Below are 17,250 nucleotides of genomic sequence, written 5' to 3'. Positions count from 1 at the left end.
TTAGTGCGGCGCCTCCGGCGGGGTCTGGGGCTCCGGCCGGGGCCGCTTGGCCTTGTTTCGCGTTGTTGGTCTGCTCCCCGTGCGGGTGGACGACGGCATACGGCACGGCTCGGGCTTCGCCCGCTGGCTGACCCGAATCTCCCACATGACGGGACAATCGGCTCAGGATTTGGAAGACGTCGTGATCGTTAGCCCGAAACCCGTGTGACACGCGGGCGAGAACGCGGGTTTTGGGCTAACGATCACCGAAGCGTGGTGGGCAGCAGGCTTGCGTAGCCTTGCCCCCTTGATCGGCGGGCCGTGTTGTAGATCGTGGTCATCTGGACCCCCTCCAGGGGGTCTGAACGACCACGATCACCAGACTTCCCCCACCCTCGTCGCCGATCAAGGCCTTGCGGCACCACTCTGGACACCTAACGCACCACAGGCCACCCAGCCCGCCTGTCGCGCGACCGTGCCGAATCGGCGACACACGCTCTGGCCAGCACGCTAGACGGGGCGCGGCTCGGCGAGGATGAGGCCGGACGGCGGCGGCAGGGGCTCTAGGCTGACAAACCGCCAGCCGGACTCGCTGAGCCAGCGGGCGACCTCGTCCACCTGGTAGAGGTCGCCGCCGCTGATCATCAGGAACTCGCCGGCGCCGAAGCGGGCCGACGGGTGCGGTGCCACGTCGGTGCGCCACCAGTCGACCAGCAGCAGCCGGCCGTCCGGGGTGACCGCCTCGCGCAGCCGTCGCAAGAGCTCGACGATGCGCTCGGGTGGGAACAGGTGCACCACGTTGGCCACCAGGATGGCGTCGTGGCCGCCGGGAAGCTGGTCGGTGAACAGGTCGGCGCCGACGGCGGTCAGGCGGGTGGCGAGCGGGCCCGCCGCCGTCTGGTCGGTCACCGCGGCGGCCACCTCGGGCAGGTCGACGAGGGTGGCTTCGAGGTGCGGGTAACGCGCCAGGATCGGCTTGACGAACGTGCCGAACCCGCCGCCCGCGTCGAGCAGCCGGCGGTGGCCGCCGAAGTCGTACGCACCGGCCAGGTCGGCGGCCGTCTCGGCGGTGACGAGCGCGACGGCCGCCTCGTAGGCCTCGGTCTGCGCCTCGGTGAGCGCGGCCCGCACACCTTGCCTGGTGCGGAAGGCCGTCGCGGCGTCCGTCCACGTTGGATAGCTGACGGTGTCCCAGTAACGGGCGAGCGGGCGCAGGTCGAACGGGCCGCGGCCGGCCAGGAACGCCTCCGCGTCCGCGGCGTTGCGGAACCGGTCGCCGTCGCGGACCAGCAGGCCCGCGTCGACCATCAGGTCGGCGATGGCCCGGGCGCTGCGCTCCGGGATCGCGCAGCGCTCGGCGAGCTCTACTGTGGTCACGCCCTCCGGCCCGACGGCGGCGAACAGGTCGAACTCGACCGCCGCGAACAGCGTCTTGGAGACCATGTAGCCGGCGAGCAGCTCGATGACGCGCACCGGGGTCGGCGGACCGGCCGCCTCGACCTCCGAATCGTGCTCCGGAGTGAACATGCGCTGCGCCGGCTGCTCCGCCATCGATCCCCCACTCGTGAGCCGCTGATCCGTGCGATCGCCAGCACATCGTACCGGCGGCCGGCCAGGTTGAGGTACGCCGGCCAAGCTGCGGGATTGCGCGCGGGGCGTGCCGCGGGATCACGCAGCCTCACCGCATTGCTTGACCGGCCGCCGTGGCGGCCAGAACATCGACATCCATAGCAGCGCGCGGCGCGTCCCGGCACTAGTCTACAAAGGAGAGTCGAGTTGAGAACCAGACTGTTGCGCGGCTTAGCCGCGTCGATGCTGGCTTTCGCGGTGATCCTGCCGAGCACCGCGCGGCCGGCACAGGCGGCCGACGGTGTGGCCGGCAATCTGCTCAGCGTGGTCGGCGCGCTTGGCCGGCTCATCGCCGGACACGGGTCGAGCGGCGATGTCGAGACGTTGATCGCCGTGGCCATCGGCGCGGTCACCGAGTCCCGAAACGAAGTGCTCGTCTACATCGACGCGGTACAGGCGGCCGAGGTGAAGGCCGCGGCCTTGAGCGCCAGCAACGAGTTCACCGACTTCGAAGAGATCGTGGACGACGAGCTCGGGCTCGAACTGTGGGCGCGCGACGTCGGTCGGGCGGCCACGCTGGGCAAAGAGCGGATGGCCATTGTAGACAGGCCGGCCGCCGAGCAGATCGCCCAGGCCCTGCACCAGCTCTACCAACTCGCCCGGGTGGGTGCCGAGTACGCCGGGCTGGACAACTACTTCCTGAACCTGACGCGGGAATACGTCGCCGTCCTCCGGGACATGGTAACGAAGCTCGAGCCGGACTGTCGCTGGATCAACACGCAATCGATGCCTGGCGGCTACCAGCGGACCTACAGATGTGTGGCGGCCAACGGCGTGGACGTGGTGCTGAAGGACGAGCAGTACCTGTACGGCAACTACTACATAGGACCGGTCGACACCGCGGCGACGAAGATCGAGGCCGGCCAGGACTCGGCCTGGATCGTGGCCAAGGAATATCTGCCCATTGTGGAGCAGGAGCTGAGGGAACTGGAGGAGGAGCAAGGGACGTGAAGAAGAGATTGTTGATTCGCGCGACGGCCGCGATGCTGGCCGCCACGATCGGCGTGGTGGGCGCCGCCCAGCCGGCGTCGGCCGCCCCAAGACAGGCTCCGGCGGCCAACGCGAGCGCCATGGCCTTCGACTGGATCGGCGCCATCGTCGCGGTGGCCGGTGCCCTCTACGGCGGGGGCGGTGGAGGTGGCAACCTCGACGCCGCCGTCCAGCAGATCATGGCCGCCATCGAGGCGTCCGAGGCGAACATCCTCAACCACATCGACGCGATCGCCAGCGCCGAGGTGAAGGCCTGCGCCAGGGCTCATGCCATCGAGTTCTCGGACATCAACAACATGTCCACCTCGGTACGCCAACTGTGGGCGCAGGAGGCCACCCGGTGCGCCGCCCTGGCCACCGCCTACCTGGACGCGGTCACGAGCAAGAACTCGGTCGACAACCTCGGCCACGTGATCGGCGAGATCTACGCGATCGCGATCGCCGCCCGCGTCAAGGCCAACCTGCACAACGGCGTCGACCTGCTCCTGCGCGACCAGGTGCGCAGCTACGAGGTGGTGGTCGCCAAGCTGGCGCCGTCGTGCAGCGAGCAGCGGTACGTCGAGTACGACACCTACGGCCGCGTGGTCACCGTCGAGGTGCACTACACGTGCGTCGCGTACAACGGCGACCAGGCGACCGACTACGAGCTGTACTACCTGGGCCGGCTCCAGGGCCCGCCGCTGAACCGTGACGCGGTCGCCAACAGCGCCACCCGAAACACGAGCCGGGCGATCGCGATCGAGGCGCTGCCGCGCCTCAGGAGCGCCCTGCCGTAACAGAGTGGGTAACAAGGGGTCGTCGGTGCAAATCCGGCCGTCCCGACAGAACGGATGCCCTGACCAGCGGAAACGCAGTCAGGGCATCCATTTTTCATGCAGGTCGGAGGAAAGTTGATCACCGATGTGGCAGATCTGGATCCGGTGAGGATCCGCTACCTGGGGCGCCTGTACGGACCAGGAAATCAGTGGCGGCACGAACGCCGCAACGGGGTGGCGGGGGTGTACTCTCACCATGTCACCCCGGTCCCCGGTGGCGAAATCCCGCTGATAGCCACGGATTGTCCGCCGCCCTGAGGGGTCTTGGTTCCCGGGACCACCACTCGGCCGACGGCCGGCCGATTGTCGTCTTGCCGCGTCCGCGGTGCGACGATGACGGCTCACCACCGCGATGACGTCCACTAGGGACATATGTCGCCGACCGCAGCAAGGTGACTCGGTCATGGCATGGGGCGGGCCAGAGTCCGACAGCGCGGTCGGGCTGTGACCGGTGATGTCACGTGCCGATCTTTTGGTGGCTGGGAGCCCGCTGACCGTCCGCCGGCAGCGGGATCGAAGCTTTCCGAGGGGGTAGGGGAAGGAAGGGGTCCCGGGCGGGTTCCGCCCGGGACTCTTCACCATGACCGTCCACACGTTCCGCGCCCAGCACGCCGGCAAGTTCTTCACAGCCGGGAACAGACGCGGCCGGCCGATGGTCTACCCGACGATGCGGACCTTCAGCCTGGCACGGTCACCGACTTCCGCGTTGTCCTGTGCTGCGCCATCACCGGCGGTGTGCGGCTCGGTCAGACCAGATCCGTTGTCGGCGGTGTGCCGTGCGTTTGGGCGCTGCCATCGGGCAGCGTGGTCGTGGGTTGGGTCCGATCGGCGACAGCGCCCGCCTGCCGGTTGGTCAGATGTCCAGCCTGGTTGAGCCACCGCACCGTGTCCCAGTACGTCTGCCGCAGCGCACGCGGGTGGATGCCGAGCTCCTCGCGGGTGCGCGAGTCGTCGCAGCGCATGCCGTAGCTGGTGAGCAAGGCGCCCTCGTACTCAAGGGGGAGGTGGAACGGAACCATGCGTTGGACCACGGTGGCGGCCCTTGTGACGGGGAGGATCGTCGCGGCGGGCATGACGAGGTGAGACAGTCGACGTCCGGTCAGCGCGCGCAGCGTCGCGAACATCGTGCGGCCGTCCACGAACTGGCCCGGCACCAGATACCGCCGCGGTCCGGCACCCGGGCTCAGCACAGCGGCGTGGACGCGGGCCACATCCCGCACGTCCACAGTGTGCAGACCGCCGTTGGGCCACATCGGATAGCGGCCGCGCAGGATGTCCCGCAGCCGACGCGACCCATCACCCAGGTGCGGGTCGTCCGGGCCGAGCACGGCGCCAGGTTGCACAATCACCACCGGTGCGCCGTCCTGCTGTAGCTGACGCGCCACGGCTTCAGCGGCCACCTTCGAACCGATGTACCCACCACGCACCTGCGACAGCGCCGAGTCCGGGGTGACGGTCGCCCGCCGTCTCAGCAGCGCCACGAAACTGGAGACGTGAACCACCGGGTCGCAACCAGCCTCCACCGCTGCTCGCAGCACAGTTTCGGCACCGGCCACGTTGGTCCGGCCGATGGCCCTGTGAGCGCGGGCGTCGAGGTCGTACACCGCCGCCGCATGCAGCACCGCGTCGCACCCGGCCACCGCCCGACCGACCGAGTCGGGGTCGGTGACGTCACCGACCACATGGTCGATGTGCTCGGTCACACCCAGCGGCCGCAAGGCCGGCGCGATCCGGTCCGGCGAACGGACCAACAGCCGCACCTCATGCCCAGCGGCGACAAGCGCTCCCACCGTGTGTGATCCGACAAAGCCGGTACCACCCGTGACAAGCACGCGCATCCCGACACCTCCACCCTCAGCGACCCGACCCTCCCGCGCCGGTGCGGCACACCACCCGGCCGATGGCAACCCCGCCCAACGGCGCGCCGAGAGATCGGCTCCGACGTCCCACGCGGCCAGGGGCCGCAAGCGGCCGTGCGGTCTCGCACCGCTGGCACCTGACCCACCGATCGAAGGACCGTTAGCCGCTGCCCGACGCGACCACCGAAACGGCTTCATACGCCACCGGGGACTGGGCGACAACGGTGACCCTACGCCTACGCAGCCGGCTACACACCTTACGTAATGCGCAGATCCGCGTTCCGGCCGTTCCGGCATGCGTGGGTGCGTGCCGCCGGAGGTAACCACCAGCGGCACGCACACGTGAGGAGCGGTAAAGGTCAGCAGCCGCGCCAGGTGACCGCGTGGACCTGGGCACCGTCGTTGGCGAAGCCGGCGGCGAGGCCGCGGTCGCTCAGCACCGTGACACCGCTGGCGCCGCCCAGGCCCGGCACCGCGATCACGCCGCCACGGCGGCGGTCGATGGCACCCTGGAGTCCGAGGTCGCCGTGCCCGTTGACCGTATCGACGACCTCGTCCGGGGCTGTGTTGACCTGGCCGCCACGGACGTGCCAGGCCACGACGTCACTGGAGGTGGTGACGTTGTCGATGCCGCCGAGCCAGCCGCGTCGGATCGCCACCGCGAGGACGTCGGTGCCGCCGGACGGGCCGCGTACCTGCCGGGCCGGTGCGCCGGCCAGAGCACGATGTGCTGGTCCAGGCTCGGCTCCAGCGAGTTGCGCCGTCCTGCTGTAGCTGACGCGCCACGGCTTCAGCGGCCACCTTCGACACTCGACGGCCGGGTGGCTCGTGGCTGAGCCACTCGGCCGTCGAGCGATGGCAGGTGCGCGTGTTCGACGGTTGCCAGCCGTCCACCTGCGGTGTCAGGCCGACGCGTGTGCGCCGTGGCCGATCTGTCGCCGATAGGGGGCCAGGAAGGTGGTCAGCGCGGCCAGCATCTGCTTGGGTACTTCCTCAGGGACCCAGTGACCGGCGCCAGGGATGACCAGGCTTTGCACGTTGTCGGCGACGAGTTTCATCATGTTCGCGATCGTTTCTCCGGCGCTTGTGGCGCCGCCGATGGCCAGGACGGGCAGGGTCAGCCGCGGCTGGTCGTGACGCCGCTGGTTCTGCGCGATGGTGGTGTCCAGCGCGCGGTACCACTGGAAGCTGCCGTGCAGGGCTTGCGGGTCGCGGGCGAGGGTGTGGACGTAGTGGCGGACGGCGTAGTCGGGCAGCCGCTTGGCGGCCTTGGTGGTGAACTGCCAGCCAAAGTAGATGTGTTCCCGTCCCCTGACGAGTTGTTCGTTGAGCTTGTCGATGCGGTTGAAGGGGATGTGCCAGAGCCGGTTGTTGCCGCCACGTCACCGAACATGTCGGGTGAGGTGGCGATGACCTGGAAATGGCGGGCCAGGGCCGGCATCAACAGCCGCCAGGCGTACCAGGTTTGCGGCCAGCCGTGGACCAGCAGCAGCGGCGGCCCGGTGCCGCCGATGACCACGTGCTGGCGCAGTACACCGGTCTTGACGTACCGGCTGGTGAACGTCCTGTGGAACCCTGCCGGCAGGTGCGGCGCTTGCGAGACGGAACCGTAGCCGCTGGGGGTCGGCACGCGCGGGACGGACGGGTTCGCGGCTGCTGCCGGGGTGGCGGTCAGTGCGGCGCCGCCCAGGCCTAGTGCCAGCGCACCTGCGCCGGCCGCGCGGATCACGCCCCGTCTGGACGTCCGGGCGTCGACCGCGTCGCGTGTGTCGTCGTTGCTCGGTTCGTTGGGCATGGACATCGTGAGCGTCCCCCTTTCCGGTGCCTGATCTAGCGGACTGGAGCGGCTTCAGGACGGGGCAGACGCGCCGCGGCCGGAGCGTCCCGGTACGGGGCCAGGAACGCGGTCAACGCCGCCAGCATCTGCTCGGGGGCTTGCTCGGCGACCCAGTGACCGGCGCCGGGGATGACCACGCCGCGCACGTCGTCCGCGATCGTCTGCATCGCCTCCGCGACGTGTGTGCCGTGGCTGGCCTGTCCACCGATCGCCAGGACGGGCATGCTCAGATGCCGGTCCTTGCGCCGCTCGTTCTGCTCCACGGTGGCCTGGAACGCCCGGTAGAAGCCGAAGCTGCCGTGCAGGGCCCGCGGGTTGGACAGCAGGCGGACGTAGTAGGCGATCAGGTCGTCGGGCAGCGTGCCGCCCTGGATGGCGAACTCGTAGCCGAAGAAGATGTCCTCCCGCCCCGTCACGAGCTGCTCGGGCACCTTGTCCACCCGGTTGAACGGGATGTGCCAGAGCCGGTCGTTGACCTGTCCCGGGACGAACAGCGGCGGTGACGGCGTCGCCCCCGGCGGTCCGGGGATCTCGGCGAGCGCCGCGCACGCCACCCGGTCCGGATGATCCGCGGCCAACGCGTAACCGATCACGAATCCGGTGTCGTGGCCGACCACGGCGAACCGTTGGTGACCCAGCGCGTCCATCAACCCGATCAGGTCGCCGGCGAGAGTCCCGGCGTCGTAGCCACCCTCGGGCTTGTCGGACAGGCCAATGCCGCGCTGGTCGACGGCGATGACCTGGAAGTCGCGGGCCAGGGCCGGCATCAGCAGCCGCCACGCGTACCAGGTCTGCGGCCAGCCGTGCACCAGCAGCAGCGGCGGCCCGTCGCCGCCGATAACCGCGTGCAGGCGCACGTCGCCGGAGTCGATGTACCGGCTCGTGAACGTATCGGTGAACCCCGCTGGAAGGTTCGGCGCGCCGGAGACGGAGCCGGGGCCGTCCGGAGTGGGTAGTGGTGCGGCGGATGGCGTCATGAGGATCTCCTTCACACGCATTGGAGGACCCGGCACATGATCGATACCGGTTGCGACCATCGTTGCGCTGCGGATCCCCGGTTCGAGCCAGGGAAAGTCCCTGGCTTGTCCGGTTACTGGGCGCGGGCGCCGCCGACGCAGATCACGATTGGCGCTTCGGCCGGTTACGTCGGCATCGATCAGCCTCTACGCTGCCGGCAGGGGATCACGAACGACCAGACACAGCTTCACCGCGCCGGGCCCGCTTGACTCGACGTCGCTTCACCGCGTGCACCGCCAGCCGGTCATGCATTCGGCCATGCGGGAGGTCAGCGTTGGCAGCAGAGGCTGACGGGCCCGCCGCGAGGTTGCTCGGACGACCCGGCGAGCGGGAGACGCTCGACCGGCTGATGGCTGACGTGGGTGCCGGTGTGAGCCGGGTGCTGGTGTTGCGCGGCGATGCGGGCGTCGGCAAGAGCGCGTTGTTGGGCTACCTGTCCGATCAGGTCGCCGGCTGGCGGGTCGTGTCGGCAGCCGGGGTGGAGTCGGAGATGGAGCTTGCCTTCGGCGGCCTCCACCAGTTGTGCGCCCCGATGCTGGATCATCTCGATCGGCTGCCGGTGGTGCAGCGTGAGGCGTTGGCGACGGTGTTCGGGCTGAGCGTTGGTCCCGCTCCGGACCGGCTCATGGTGGGACTTGCCACGTTGACGCTCGTGGCGGAAGCGGCCGAGCGGCAGCCGCTGATCTGTGTCGTCGACGACGCGCAGTGGCTGGATCAGGCATCCGCGCAGATTCTTGCGTTCGTCGCTCGACGCCTGCTCGCCGAACGGGTCGCGGTCGTGTGCGCGGCGCGTACCGGTGCGGGAGACGACGTCCTTGCCGGCCTGCCCTCGTTGCAGATCGGTGGGCTCGGCGACAGCGACGCACGGACGCTGCTGTTGGGCAGCCTGCTCGGTCCGCTCGACGGCGCTGTCTGCGACCAGATCATCATGGAGAGCCACGGCAACCCGCTCGCGATTCTGGAGCTGCCGCGCACATGGGGGGCAGCCGACCTCGCCGGAGGGTTCGGGCTGCCCACCAGCGTGCCGGTGGCCGGCAAGATCGAGCAGAGCTACATCCGGCGGCTGCGCCTGCTGCCCGCCGATACCCAGCTGCTCATCCTCGCCGCGGCCGCGGAACCGCTCGGCGACCCCGCGCTGCTGCACGGCGCCGCCGGGGCGCTCGGCATCGGCATGGCCGCGTCCGCTCCCGCGGTGGACGCCGGGCTGCTCCAGGTACGGGCACGGGTGGAGTTCACCCATCCCCTTGTCCGATCGGCCGCCTACCGTGCGGCCCCCACCGAGGACCGGCACCGGGTACATCGCGCGCTGGCGGGGGCGACCGACGCCGAGGCGGACCCGGACCGGCGGGCATGGCACCGCGCCCGCGCCATGCCGGGTCCCGACGAGGAAGTCGCGCAGGAGCTGGAGCGCTCAGCGGGTCGGGCACTTTCCCGTGGTGGGCTCGCTGCCGCTGCCGCCTTCCTGACCCGGGCGACCGAGCTGACACCCGTGCCTGCCCGGCGGGTCCGGCGGGCGCTCGACGCGGCGTTTGCCAACCTGCGGTCGGGCGGCTTCGACGTCGCCGGTGGCCTGCTCGCCATCGCCCGTGAGGGGCCGGTGGACGAGTGGCAGCGCGCCCGGATCGACATGGTACGGGCCCAGCTGGCGTTCGCGTCGAGCCGCGGTAACACGGCCACCGGACTGTTGCTGGCGGCTGCCCGGCGCCTCGAGCCGCTGGACATCGGACTGGCCCGGCAGACGTACTTGGACGCGTTCTCCGCGGCACAGTTCGCCGCCCGGCTCCACGACGGCGTCGGCATCGCCGACGTGGCCCGGGCGGCTCGGGCCGCGCCGCGCCCACCCGACGACAAACCCACGCTCGGCGACCTGCTGCTGGACGCGTTCAGCGCGCTCGCCGAGGACTACGCGCCCGCGGTTCCCCGCTGCCGGGACGCGCTGCGACAGCTCCGCGCCGACGAGATCCCGGCCAGAGAACAGCTGCGCTGGTTGTGGCAGGGCTGCGTTCTCGCCCTGGAAATGTGGGACGACGAGAGCGCGTACATCCTGTCGCACCGCCACCTTCAGATCGCCCGCACGACGGGCGCGTTGACCGAGCTACCGCTCGCGCTCGGCTCGCGCACGCCCGTGCTCGTCTTCTGCGGCGAGTTGTCGACCGCCGCCGCCCTGGTCGAAGAGGCCCAGATGGTGACAGAGGCAACCGGGGTCGCGGAGGCGCCCTACGGCGCGTTGATCCTCGCCGCGTGGCAGGGCAGGACCGCCGAGGCCAGGGAGCTGATCGAAGTCACCTTGCGCAAGGCCACTTCCCGCGGCGAGGGGGTCGGGGTCGCGATCTGCGAGTACGCGCACGCGGTCCTGTGCAACGGAGCTGGTGACTACCAGGCGGCCCTGGCCGCGGCGCGTCGGGCCTGCGCAGATCCGGACGAGATGGTCGCCCACAACTGGGGCCTGACCGAACTGATCGAGTCGGCCACGCGAGCCGGGCGGACCGATCTGGCGGCCGAAGCCGTGCATCGGCTGGCCGCGAAGGCACAAGCGAGCGGAACGGACTGGGCGCTGGGGATGGAGGCCCGGGCGCGAGCCCTGCTAAGCGGCAGCGACAACGGCAGCGGCGGTGACGGTGCGGAGGGCCGGTACCGCGCGGCCGTCGAGCATCTGGGCCGGGCCCGGGTCCGCGCCGAGCTCGCCCGCACCCACCTGCTCTACGGTGAGTGGCTGCGACGGGCGAACCGCCGAGTGGACGCCCGCCGGGAGCTGACCGCCGCGCACGACATGTTCACCGCGATGGGCATGGCGGGGTTTACCGAGCGCGCCCGCCGCGAGCTGCGGGCCACCGGTGCGACGGTGCGCAAACGCACGGCCCAGACCCGCGATGACCTCACGCCGCAGGAGGCGCAGATCGCCCGGCTGGCCCGTGACGGCCTGTCGAATCCGGAGATCGGTGCCCAGCTGTTCATCAGCGCCAGAACCGTGGAATGGCATCTTCGCAAGGTGTTCACCAGACTCGCGATCAGCTCCCGTCGGCAGCTTCGCGGGATCGTCCTTCCGTAGCGGCGCCGAGGGAGCGCCGGTCGTATCCATAGAACAGCGTCCAGTCGCCGGCGGCCCACGCCTCTCGGAGCTCAGGCGCGCTCAGATCCCAGTCCGGACGGATCTCACGCGTCGCCGCGCGCAGGTCGAGCCACAGGTCGTCGACCGTCGGGCGGCCCCAGAACCAGTAGCCGTTGTAGACGCTGTGGATAACCAGCCGCGGCTTGAGCACGAGCGTGTGCGGGATCATCGGGTCGTGCACGGGGTCGGTGTACTCCTGGATGGCGAGATCCTTCTGAACGATCCGCTCGGGGTCGGACAGGAAGGTCCAGTAGGCGCCGACCGACGTGCGGAACTCGTTGAGCGTGTGGTGGTCGTCGGTCGAGATGGTGACCATCCGGGTGTGTGCCACCGCGACCTTGCACTGAAACGCCGCCAGATCGCGGTGGTGCTGATGCTCCGCCGGGCAGAAATGACCACGGGAGAGCATGAGGACCAACGGATCCCTACCCTGAAGCTCGCCGAGCGTGTGCACGCTGCCGGTGTGGTCGGGCAGCGCGTAGTCGGGGAAGACTCCGCCAGGGGTTATGTCACAACGCATAGGTTACCGCCTCTTTATGTGGCGTGGCCGGCCAGACCCGCAAGGTGCCCACGTCAGGCACTCCCACTCTGGTCGCCAACAGAGGCACGTCGAGCCAGGGAGACTCCCGGGTTCGTGGCTCGCCGTCGGTCGGTGACAAGGGGTGCCCGACCGGCGCCGGTCGGGCACCCCGCACTCAGCCCCAGGAAAGGAGGGCGCCGCGCTCGTCGAAGGTCGCCTCGGGCCCCCAGGTGATCTCCCAGCGGTTGCCCTCCGGGTCGGCGACGAACGCGGAGCGCCCGCCCCACGGCCGGTCGGTGCCGGCGGCGATCGGGGTGGCGCCGGCGGCGACCGCCGCGGTGAAGGTCTGGTCGACCCCGTCGCGGGTGTCGACGGTGCAGGCGAGGGTGACCCCCGACCATCCGGTCGGGTCCGTACTGCCGGGCGCGGCCTCCGCGGTCAGGTCGCCCATGGGGAAGAGCGCCAGCAGGACACCGCCGAGCATGAACCCGGTCCACGTGTCGTCGCCGCTTGGCAGCTCCGGCCAGCCGAGCCCCCGGTAGAACGGGCGGAGAACGCCCATGTCCCGCGCGCCCAGCGTGACGATGGACAGTCGGGCGGGAATTTCGGTCATGGTGTGGATCCTGCCAGAGCCGCCGCCTGGTCGCGTGGAGACGCCGTCGACGCGGGTTGCCGGGCCGGGACGGCCGCCAACCCGGTTCGGGGCCGAAGGCGAAGCCGCCAGGAGGTCCGCCCTCATGAGCCACGCCGGCCGGGCGGGCGTTTCCCACCGCCCCGCCTCCACATGGGAGGCTGTGGCACGGGCCGGGCTAGAGGCGGGATCGTCAGCCCGGGATGCGAAGGAGGCGAGCCCGTGCTGAGGCGAGTCGCGGAGGGTGTGCTGGTCCACCAGAGTGAGCTGCTCCAGAACAACACCATTGTCGTGCAAGGCCGGGCCGGTGTGTTGCTCATCGAGCCCGGACAAACACGCGACGAAATGGCATGCCTCGCGGCTGACCTGTCCGAGCTGGGTCAGCCTGTGCTGGCGGGCTTCTCGACGCATGCCGACTGGGATCATCTGCTTTGGCACGCCGAGTTCGGCGAAGTGCCCCGTTACGGCACGGCCCGCTGCGCGGCTGACATGCGGGATGTGCTGTCGAACGCGGACTGGAAGGCCCGCGTCGCCGAGGGATTACCGCCGGAAACCGCCGACGAAACACCGCTGGACCTGTACGGCCGCATTACCGGTCTGCCCGCCGAAACCACACGGGTTCCTTGGGATGGCCCGGAGGCCCGGGTCATCGAGCATCAGGCGCATGCTCCGGGCCATGCGGCGCTGTTGATCGAGGAACGCGGCGTTCTCGTCGCCGGCGACATGCTTTCCGATGTCTTCGTTCCGATGCTCGACTTGAGTGCCGCCGACCCGATCGAGGACTACCTCGCGGCGTTGAGCCTGCTCGACGACGTGGCAGGCGGTGTCGGTGTCGTCGTCCCCGGCCACGGGTCGGTCGGCGGAGCTGACGAGCTACGCGCACGGATCGACCAGGATCGGGCGTACGTGCGGGCCCTGCGTGACAACCAGCCGGTCAGCGACCCGCGGGTCGTGTCGGCCAAGCCCGGCTGGGAGTGGGTGAGCGACATTCACGAGGGGCAGGCCCGGCGCATCGCCGAACGAAACCAACGCGGCGGCTAGCTCTCGCGGTGCGGCCACGCGGGTTTGCCAAAGTGGCAAGGTTGTTTGTCAAAATCGGCGGCCGTCGGGACGCTGGTGCGCATGAAGGTCAACGAGTCCGGACACGCGCACCAGCACACCGACGAACAGTCGGCCGGCATGTTCGAGCCGCCGAGCTGGGACGAGCGGTACTCAGGCCCGGAGAAGGTCTGGAGCGGCAACCCCAACCCACAGCTGGTCGCCGCGGCGAGCGGGCTGGCGCCGGGCACCGCGCTCGACGTCGGCTGCGGTGAGGGCGGCGACGTGATCTGGCTGGCCCGCCAGGGCTGGACGGTCACCGGCGCCGACTTCTCCGCCAACGGCTTGGCGCGCGCCGCCCGGCACGCCGAGCAGGCCGGGGTCGCCGGCCGCGTCGACTGGTGGCAGGTCGACGCGCGGACCTTCGCCGCGGGTGGCCGGTCCTTCGACCTTGTCACCAGCCACTACCTGCACCCGCCGGAGGGTGGGATGGTGGAGGTCACCCGCCGGCTGGCCGAGGCCGTCGCACCCGGCGGCCACCTTCTCGTCGTCGGCCACGCCCCGTCCGAGGTCTTCGCCCACGGGTCCACGAGCAAGCACCGGGCGATGTTCGCCGCCAAGGAGCTGCTGCCCGCCCTGCCGGACGACTTCGAGGTGCTCGTGGTCGAGCAGCGGCCGCGGACGGTGATCCGCGACGGCGTGACGATCGACGTGCACGACTCCACGCTGTTCGCCCGCCGTCGGACACCGGCGGGGCAGAAAAGCTGATCGTGGTGCCGGCGCGGGCAGAGCGTTTCAACCCGCGTCGTGCCAGACGTGGGCGACCGTCGCGGCGAGCGCGGCGCCTTGGACGCGTCCGGCGCGGGCGGCCGGTGCCCGGCGGGCCGGGTCCAGCACGTTGCGGCCGATCGCCTGACCGGCCGCGCGGTCTGGCCTGATCACCGTGACCGCGGCCGTCCGGCGCAGGGCGGCCACCTGGGCGGCGAGGCGAGCGATCGGACCGCCGCCGTTGTTTACCGGTGCGATGACGACGATCCGGTCCGCGCCGGCCGCCAGGTCCGCGTTGGCCGCCGAGCGTACGCCGCCGTCGATGTAGCGCCGGCCGCGGATGGTGACCGGTGGCCACACGCCGGGCACGGCACAGCTCGCGCCGACGGCGTCGACGAGGCTGACGCCCGCGTCGCGGTCGAAGACCACAAACTCGCCCGTCTCGGCGTCGGCCGCCGGCACCAGCAGCCGGGTCTCCGGCCAGGAGTGGACCGGCAGGCGGCTGGCGATGACAGCCCGTCGCTCCACCTCGGGCATCGTCCGTGCGGCCAGCGCCATCCGGCCGACGTGGCGCCGGAACGCCTGCTCGTCCCGGGTGCGCAGCATCGCCAGCACGATGGCGGCCAGCGTGCTCATGCGAATCTTCGCGGTGACCTCGGTGGTCGCCGGGGCGAGCTGCCTCTCGTACAGCTCCGCCAACGGGACCCCCGAGGTGACCTGCGCGGCGACGACCGACCCGGCGGACGTCCCGACGAACAGGTCGGCGGCCAGCAGGTCGATCCCGGCCTCGGCGAGACCGGCCAGCACGCCGAGCTCCCACGCGACACCGGTGACGCCTCCACCGCCGAGCACCAACGCCTTGGTCGCCATGCCACCTCACCTTCGCGGGGCCGCGCCCCCAACCGAGTATCAGGCCGCTCAGGTGAAGATGAGTAGCCGGACGATCGCCGCGGTTCCGATCACGGCGATCAGGATGCGGATCAGCGTTGGCGGCAGGCGGCGCCCGACCCGGGCGCCGACGACGCCGCCGAGCGTGGCACCGGCCGCGATCAGCGCCACCACGACCCAGTTCACCAACTCGGGCGAGACCAGCAGGAAGGTGACGGCGGCGACCGCGTTGACGGCGGTGGTGAGCAGGTTCTTCAGGCCGGTGATCGACTGCATGCCCTCGGTGGTCAGCGCGCTCATCAGGCCGACGAGGAGGATGCCCTGTGCGGCGCCGAAGTAGCCGCCGTAGATGCCCAGCAGGTAGACGCCGAGCAGCACCGCGACAAGCCGGGGCCGGGTCAGCGTCGCCAGGCGCCCGTGCGCGGAGTCCGGGTCCCGGCCGCGGGCGGCACGCCGTTGCAGCGCCGGACCCAGCAGGACCATGGCCACGCCGAGCGCGATGAGCACCGGCACGATCATCCGGAACGCGCCCGCCGGGAGCACCAGCAGCAGGACCGCGCCGGTGATGCCGCCCAGCACCGCGGCGGGCAGCAGCTGGCGCAGGTTACGGCCGCGCCCGGTGAGCTGGTGCCGGTAGCCGAAGGTGCCGGTGATGCCGCCGCCGACCAGGCCGATGTTGTTGGAGACGTTCGCGACCAGCGGCGAGTGGCCGAGCAGCAGCAGTGTCGGAAACGTCACCAGCGTGCCCGAGCCGACCACCACGTTGATCATCCCGGCCCAGAACCCCGCGGTGAGGATGGCGGCCGCCTCCAGCACCGTCATGGCGCCGGAACTTCAGCTACTTTCGGCACGTTTCGCTCCGCACGGCAGCAAGCATAGAGACCACGCGGGCGTAGCGATCATGGCGGAGATCCATGACACATTTTGCCCACGTCCGCGTCACCTGCGGACGGTATGCGCGGGGTCCCCGGGGAAACGTGGAGCGCAGCGGAGCGTTTTCTTGGGGTGCTTTCCCGCGGGCACCGCTCCGGTCGGCGGCGAGCTTGCGCTCGCCGAGATCCCCGACCTCCGCTGCCGGGTCCGCGGACGGCTAGCTTGAGTCTCCTGTAGGGGGAGACGTGAAGGTGGGCGGCATGGACGGCGACACGCGGTACTCGATCGGCGACCTGGCGCGGCTGACCGGATTGACGGTGAAGGCCATCCGGTTCTACTCGGACAGCGGGATCGTGCCGCCCACCGACCGCAGCCCGGCCGGCTACCGCCGCTACGGCACCGAGGCCGTCGCGCGGCTGGACCTGGTGCGGACGCTGCGCGAGCTGGGACTGGACCTTCCGACCATCAGGAAGGTCGTGGACCGGCAGATGTCGCTCGCCGAGGTCGCCGCGGCGCACGCCGAGGTGCTGGCGGTGCGGATTCGCACCCTGCGCCTACGGCGTGCGGTGCTGACCGCGGTCGCCAAGCGCGGATCGACCCCGGAGGACGTGGAGCTGATGCACAAGTTGGCGAGACTTTCCCATGACGAACGCCGGCGCCTGGTCGACGAGTTCCTCGACAGCGTCTTCGGCGGCCTGGACGATCCGGCGTTCGCCGGGATCCGGGTGTCGATGACTCCCGTGCTGCCCGACGACGCCGAGGCCGAGCAGGTCGAGGCGTGGGTGGAGTTGGCGGAGCTGTCGCAGGACGCTGATTTCCGGGCCACCATCCGCCGGATGGCGCAGCAGCACGCCGCCGAGCGGGTCGACGCCGGCGGTACGGTCGTGCGCCGTGAGGCCATCGCCCTCGTCCGTGACGAGGCGGGCCCGGCCATGGCCGCCGGCATCGACCCGACGTCGCCGCGCGCCGAGCCGGTCGTCTCGGCGGTCACCGCGCGGTACGCGGACGCCGCCGGCCGCCGCGACAGTGTCGCGCTCCGCCGCGATCTGCTGGTTCGGGTGGTGGCCGCGAACGACTCGCGCAGGGAGCGGTACGGTCAGCTGCTGTCCGTGATCAATGGTTGGTCGGTGGGCGAGAGCCTGGCGCCGGCGCTTGACTGGTTCACCGAGGCTTTGCGCGCTCGGCTGCCGCGATAGCGCACCGTGGCGCGCGTCGGCCCCGGGCGAAGCCGGTTGACGCAGTTGAGACATGGCGCACCTGCGCGGCGGCTAGATCCTTTTATCGTCTGACCACGATG

15 protein-coding genes are annotated in these 17,250 nt (G+C 70.6%); 7 read left to right on the top strand and 8 right to left on the bottom strand.

All coding sequences use genetic code 11. The features are described 5' to 3' along the window. Positions 1-489: 489 nt before the first annotated feature. Positions 490-1,530 carry a methyltransferase gene (locus ACTMTJ_RS15530; protein WP_441217102.1) on the bottom strand — a complete coding sequence of 347 codons (1,041 nt, stop codon included), beginning with the start codon at positions 1,528-1,530 and terminating at the stop codon, positions 490-492. A 225-nt stretch (positions 1,531-1,755) separates the two neighbouring features. On the opposite strand from ACTMTJ_RS15530, the gene ACTMTJ_RS15525 reads away from it, so the two are divergent. Together ACTMTJ_RS15525 and ACTMTJ_RS15520 are read left to right on the top strand one after the other, a co-directional pair. Then, positions 1,756-2,559 (top strand): hypothetical protein, encoded by an 804-nt coding sequence (locus ACTMTJ_RS15525; RefSeq protein WP_441217101.1) that lies wholly within the window; start codon positions 1,756-1,758, stop codon positions 2,557-2,559. Next, the gene (locus tag ACTMTJ_RS15520; protein WP_441217100.1) at positions 2,556-3,374 is read left to right on the top strand and encodes a hypothetical protein; all 819 of its coding nucleotides are present in this window, start codon (positions 2,556-2,558) and stop codon (positions 3,372-3,374) included. The genes ACTMTJ_RS15525 and ACTMTJ_RS15520 overlap by 4 nt, the downstream gene beginning before the upstream one ends. A gap of 785 nt (positions 3,375-4,159) precedes the next feature. On the opposite strand, the gene ACTMTJ_RS15515 is transcribed toward ACTMTJ_RS15520, so the two are convergent. Next, positions 4,160-5,251, bottom strand: a complete 1,092-nt coding sequence (locus ACTMTJ_RS15515) for an SDR family NAD(P)-dependent oxidoreductase (RefSeq protein ID WP_441217099.1) — start codon at positions 5,249-5,251, stop codon at positions 4,160-4,162. A gap of 380 nt (positions 5,252-5,631) precedes the next feature. Then, entirely contained in the window at positions 5,632-5,931 is a 300-nt protein-coding gene (locus ACTMTJ_RS15510; protein WP_441217098.1) for a hypothetical protein, read from the bottom strand. Positions 5,932-6,195: 264 nt separating this feature from the next. On the opposite strand from ACTMTJ_RS15510, the gene ACTMTJ_RS15505 reads away from it, so the two are divergent. Then, a complete protein-coding gene (locus ACTMTJ_RS15505; protein WP_441217097.1) occupies positions 6,196-6,885 on the top strand; it encodes a hypothetical protein in 690 nt (229 codons plus the stop codon). A 217-nt stretch (positions 6,886-7,102) separates the two neighbouring features. Here ACTMTJ_RS15505 and ACTMTJ_RS15500 read toward each other — a convergent pair whose 3' ends face one another. Continuing rightward, positions 7,103-8,086, bottom strand: a complete 984-nt coding sequence (locus ACTMTJ_RS15500; RefSeq protein ID WP_441217096.1) for an alpha/beta fold hydrolase — start codon at positions 8,084-8,086, stop codon at positions 7,103-7,105. Between the two features lie 314 nt (positions 8,087-8,400). Here ACTMTJ_RS15500 and ACTMTJ_RS15495 point away from each other — a divergent pair, with 314 nt between their 5' ends. Further along, a complete protein-coding gene (locus tag ACTMTJ_RS15495) occupies positions 8,401-11,175 on the top strand; it encodes an ATP-binding protein (protein WP_441217095.1) in 2,775 nt (924 codons plus the stop codon). Here ACTMTJ_RS15495 and ACTMTJ_RS15490 read toward each other — a convergent pair. Beyond that, positions 11,135-11,755 (bottom strand): redoxin domain-containing protein, encoded by a 621-nt coding sequence (locus ACTMTJ_RS15490; protein WP_441217094.1) that lies wholly within the window; start codon positions 11,753-11,755, stop codon positions 11,135-11,137. The two genes, ACTMTJ_RS15495 and ACTMTJ_RS15490, sit on opposite strands and share 41 nt — an antisense overlap. A gap of 175 nt (positions 11,756-11,930) precedes the next feature. Further along, positions 11,931-12,368, bottom strand: a complete 438-nt coding sequence (locus tag ACTMTJ_RS15485) for a VOC family protein (RefSeq protein WP_441217093.1) — start codon at positions 12,366-12,368, stop codon at positions 11,931-11,933. Between the two features lie 240 nt (positions 12,369-12,608). Here ACTMTJ_RS15485 and ACTMTJ_RS15480 point away from each other — a divergent pair, with 240 nt between their 5' ends. Both ACTMTJ_RS15480 and ACTMTJ_RS15475 read left to right on the top strand, forming a co-directional pair. Further along, the gene (locus tag ACTMTJ_RS15480; RefSeq protein WP_441217092.1) at positions 12,609-13,427 is read left to right on the top strand and encodes an MBL fold metallo-hydrolase; all 819 of its coding nucleotides are present in this window, start codon (positions 12,609-12,611) and stop codon (positions 13,425-13,427) included. An 81-nt stretch (positions 13,428-13,508) separates the two neighbouring features. Further along, positions 13,509-14,192, top strand: coding sequence for a class I SAM-dependent methyltransferase (locus tag ACTMTJ_RS15475; RefSeq protein ID WP_441217091.1), 684 nt, complete (start codon positions 13,509-13,511; stop codon positions 14,190-14,192). A gap of 27 nt (positions 14,193-14,219) precedes the next feature. Here the strand turns inward: ACTMTJ_RS15475 and ACTMTJ_RS15470 are convergent, their stop codons facing one another. Together ACTMTJ_RS15470 and ACTMTJ_RS15465 are read right to left on the bottom strand one after the other, a co-directional pair. Next, positions 14,220-15,062: a patatin-like phospholipase family protein gene (locus ACTMTJ_RS15470; protein WP_441217090.1), complete on the bottom strand. Its 843-nt coding sequence runs from the start codon at positions 15,060-15,062 to the stop codon at positions 14,220-14,222. Positions 15,063-15,110: 48 nt separating this feature from the next. Further along, positions 15,111-15,902, bottom strand: a complete 792-nt coding sequence (locus tag ACTMTJ_RS15465) for a sulfite exporter TauE/SafE family protein (protein ID WP_441217089.1) — start codon at positions 15,900-15,902, stop codon at positions 15,111-15,113. Between the two features lie 311 nt (positions 15,903-16,213). On the opposite strand from ACTMTJ_RS15465, the gene ACTMTJ_RS15460 reads away from it, so the two are divergent. Beyond that, entirely contained in the window at positions 16,214-17,149 is a 936-nt protein-coding gene (locus tag ACTMTJ_RS15460; RefSeq protein WP_441217088.1) for a MerR family transcriptional regulator, read from the top strand. Positions 17,150-17,250: the final 101 nt, after the last annotated feature.

The sequence above is a fragment of the Phytohabitans sp. LJ34 genome, from assembly GCF_052068095.1.
Lineage (GTDB): Bacteria > Actinomycetota > Actinomycetes > Mycobacteriales > Micromonosporaceae > Phytohabitans.
The sequence above is the reverse complement of the archived record's forward strand: the minus strand, read 5'-3'. Positions and strand labels throughout refer to the sequence as shown.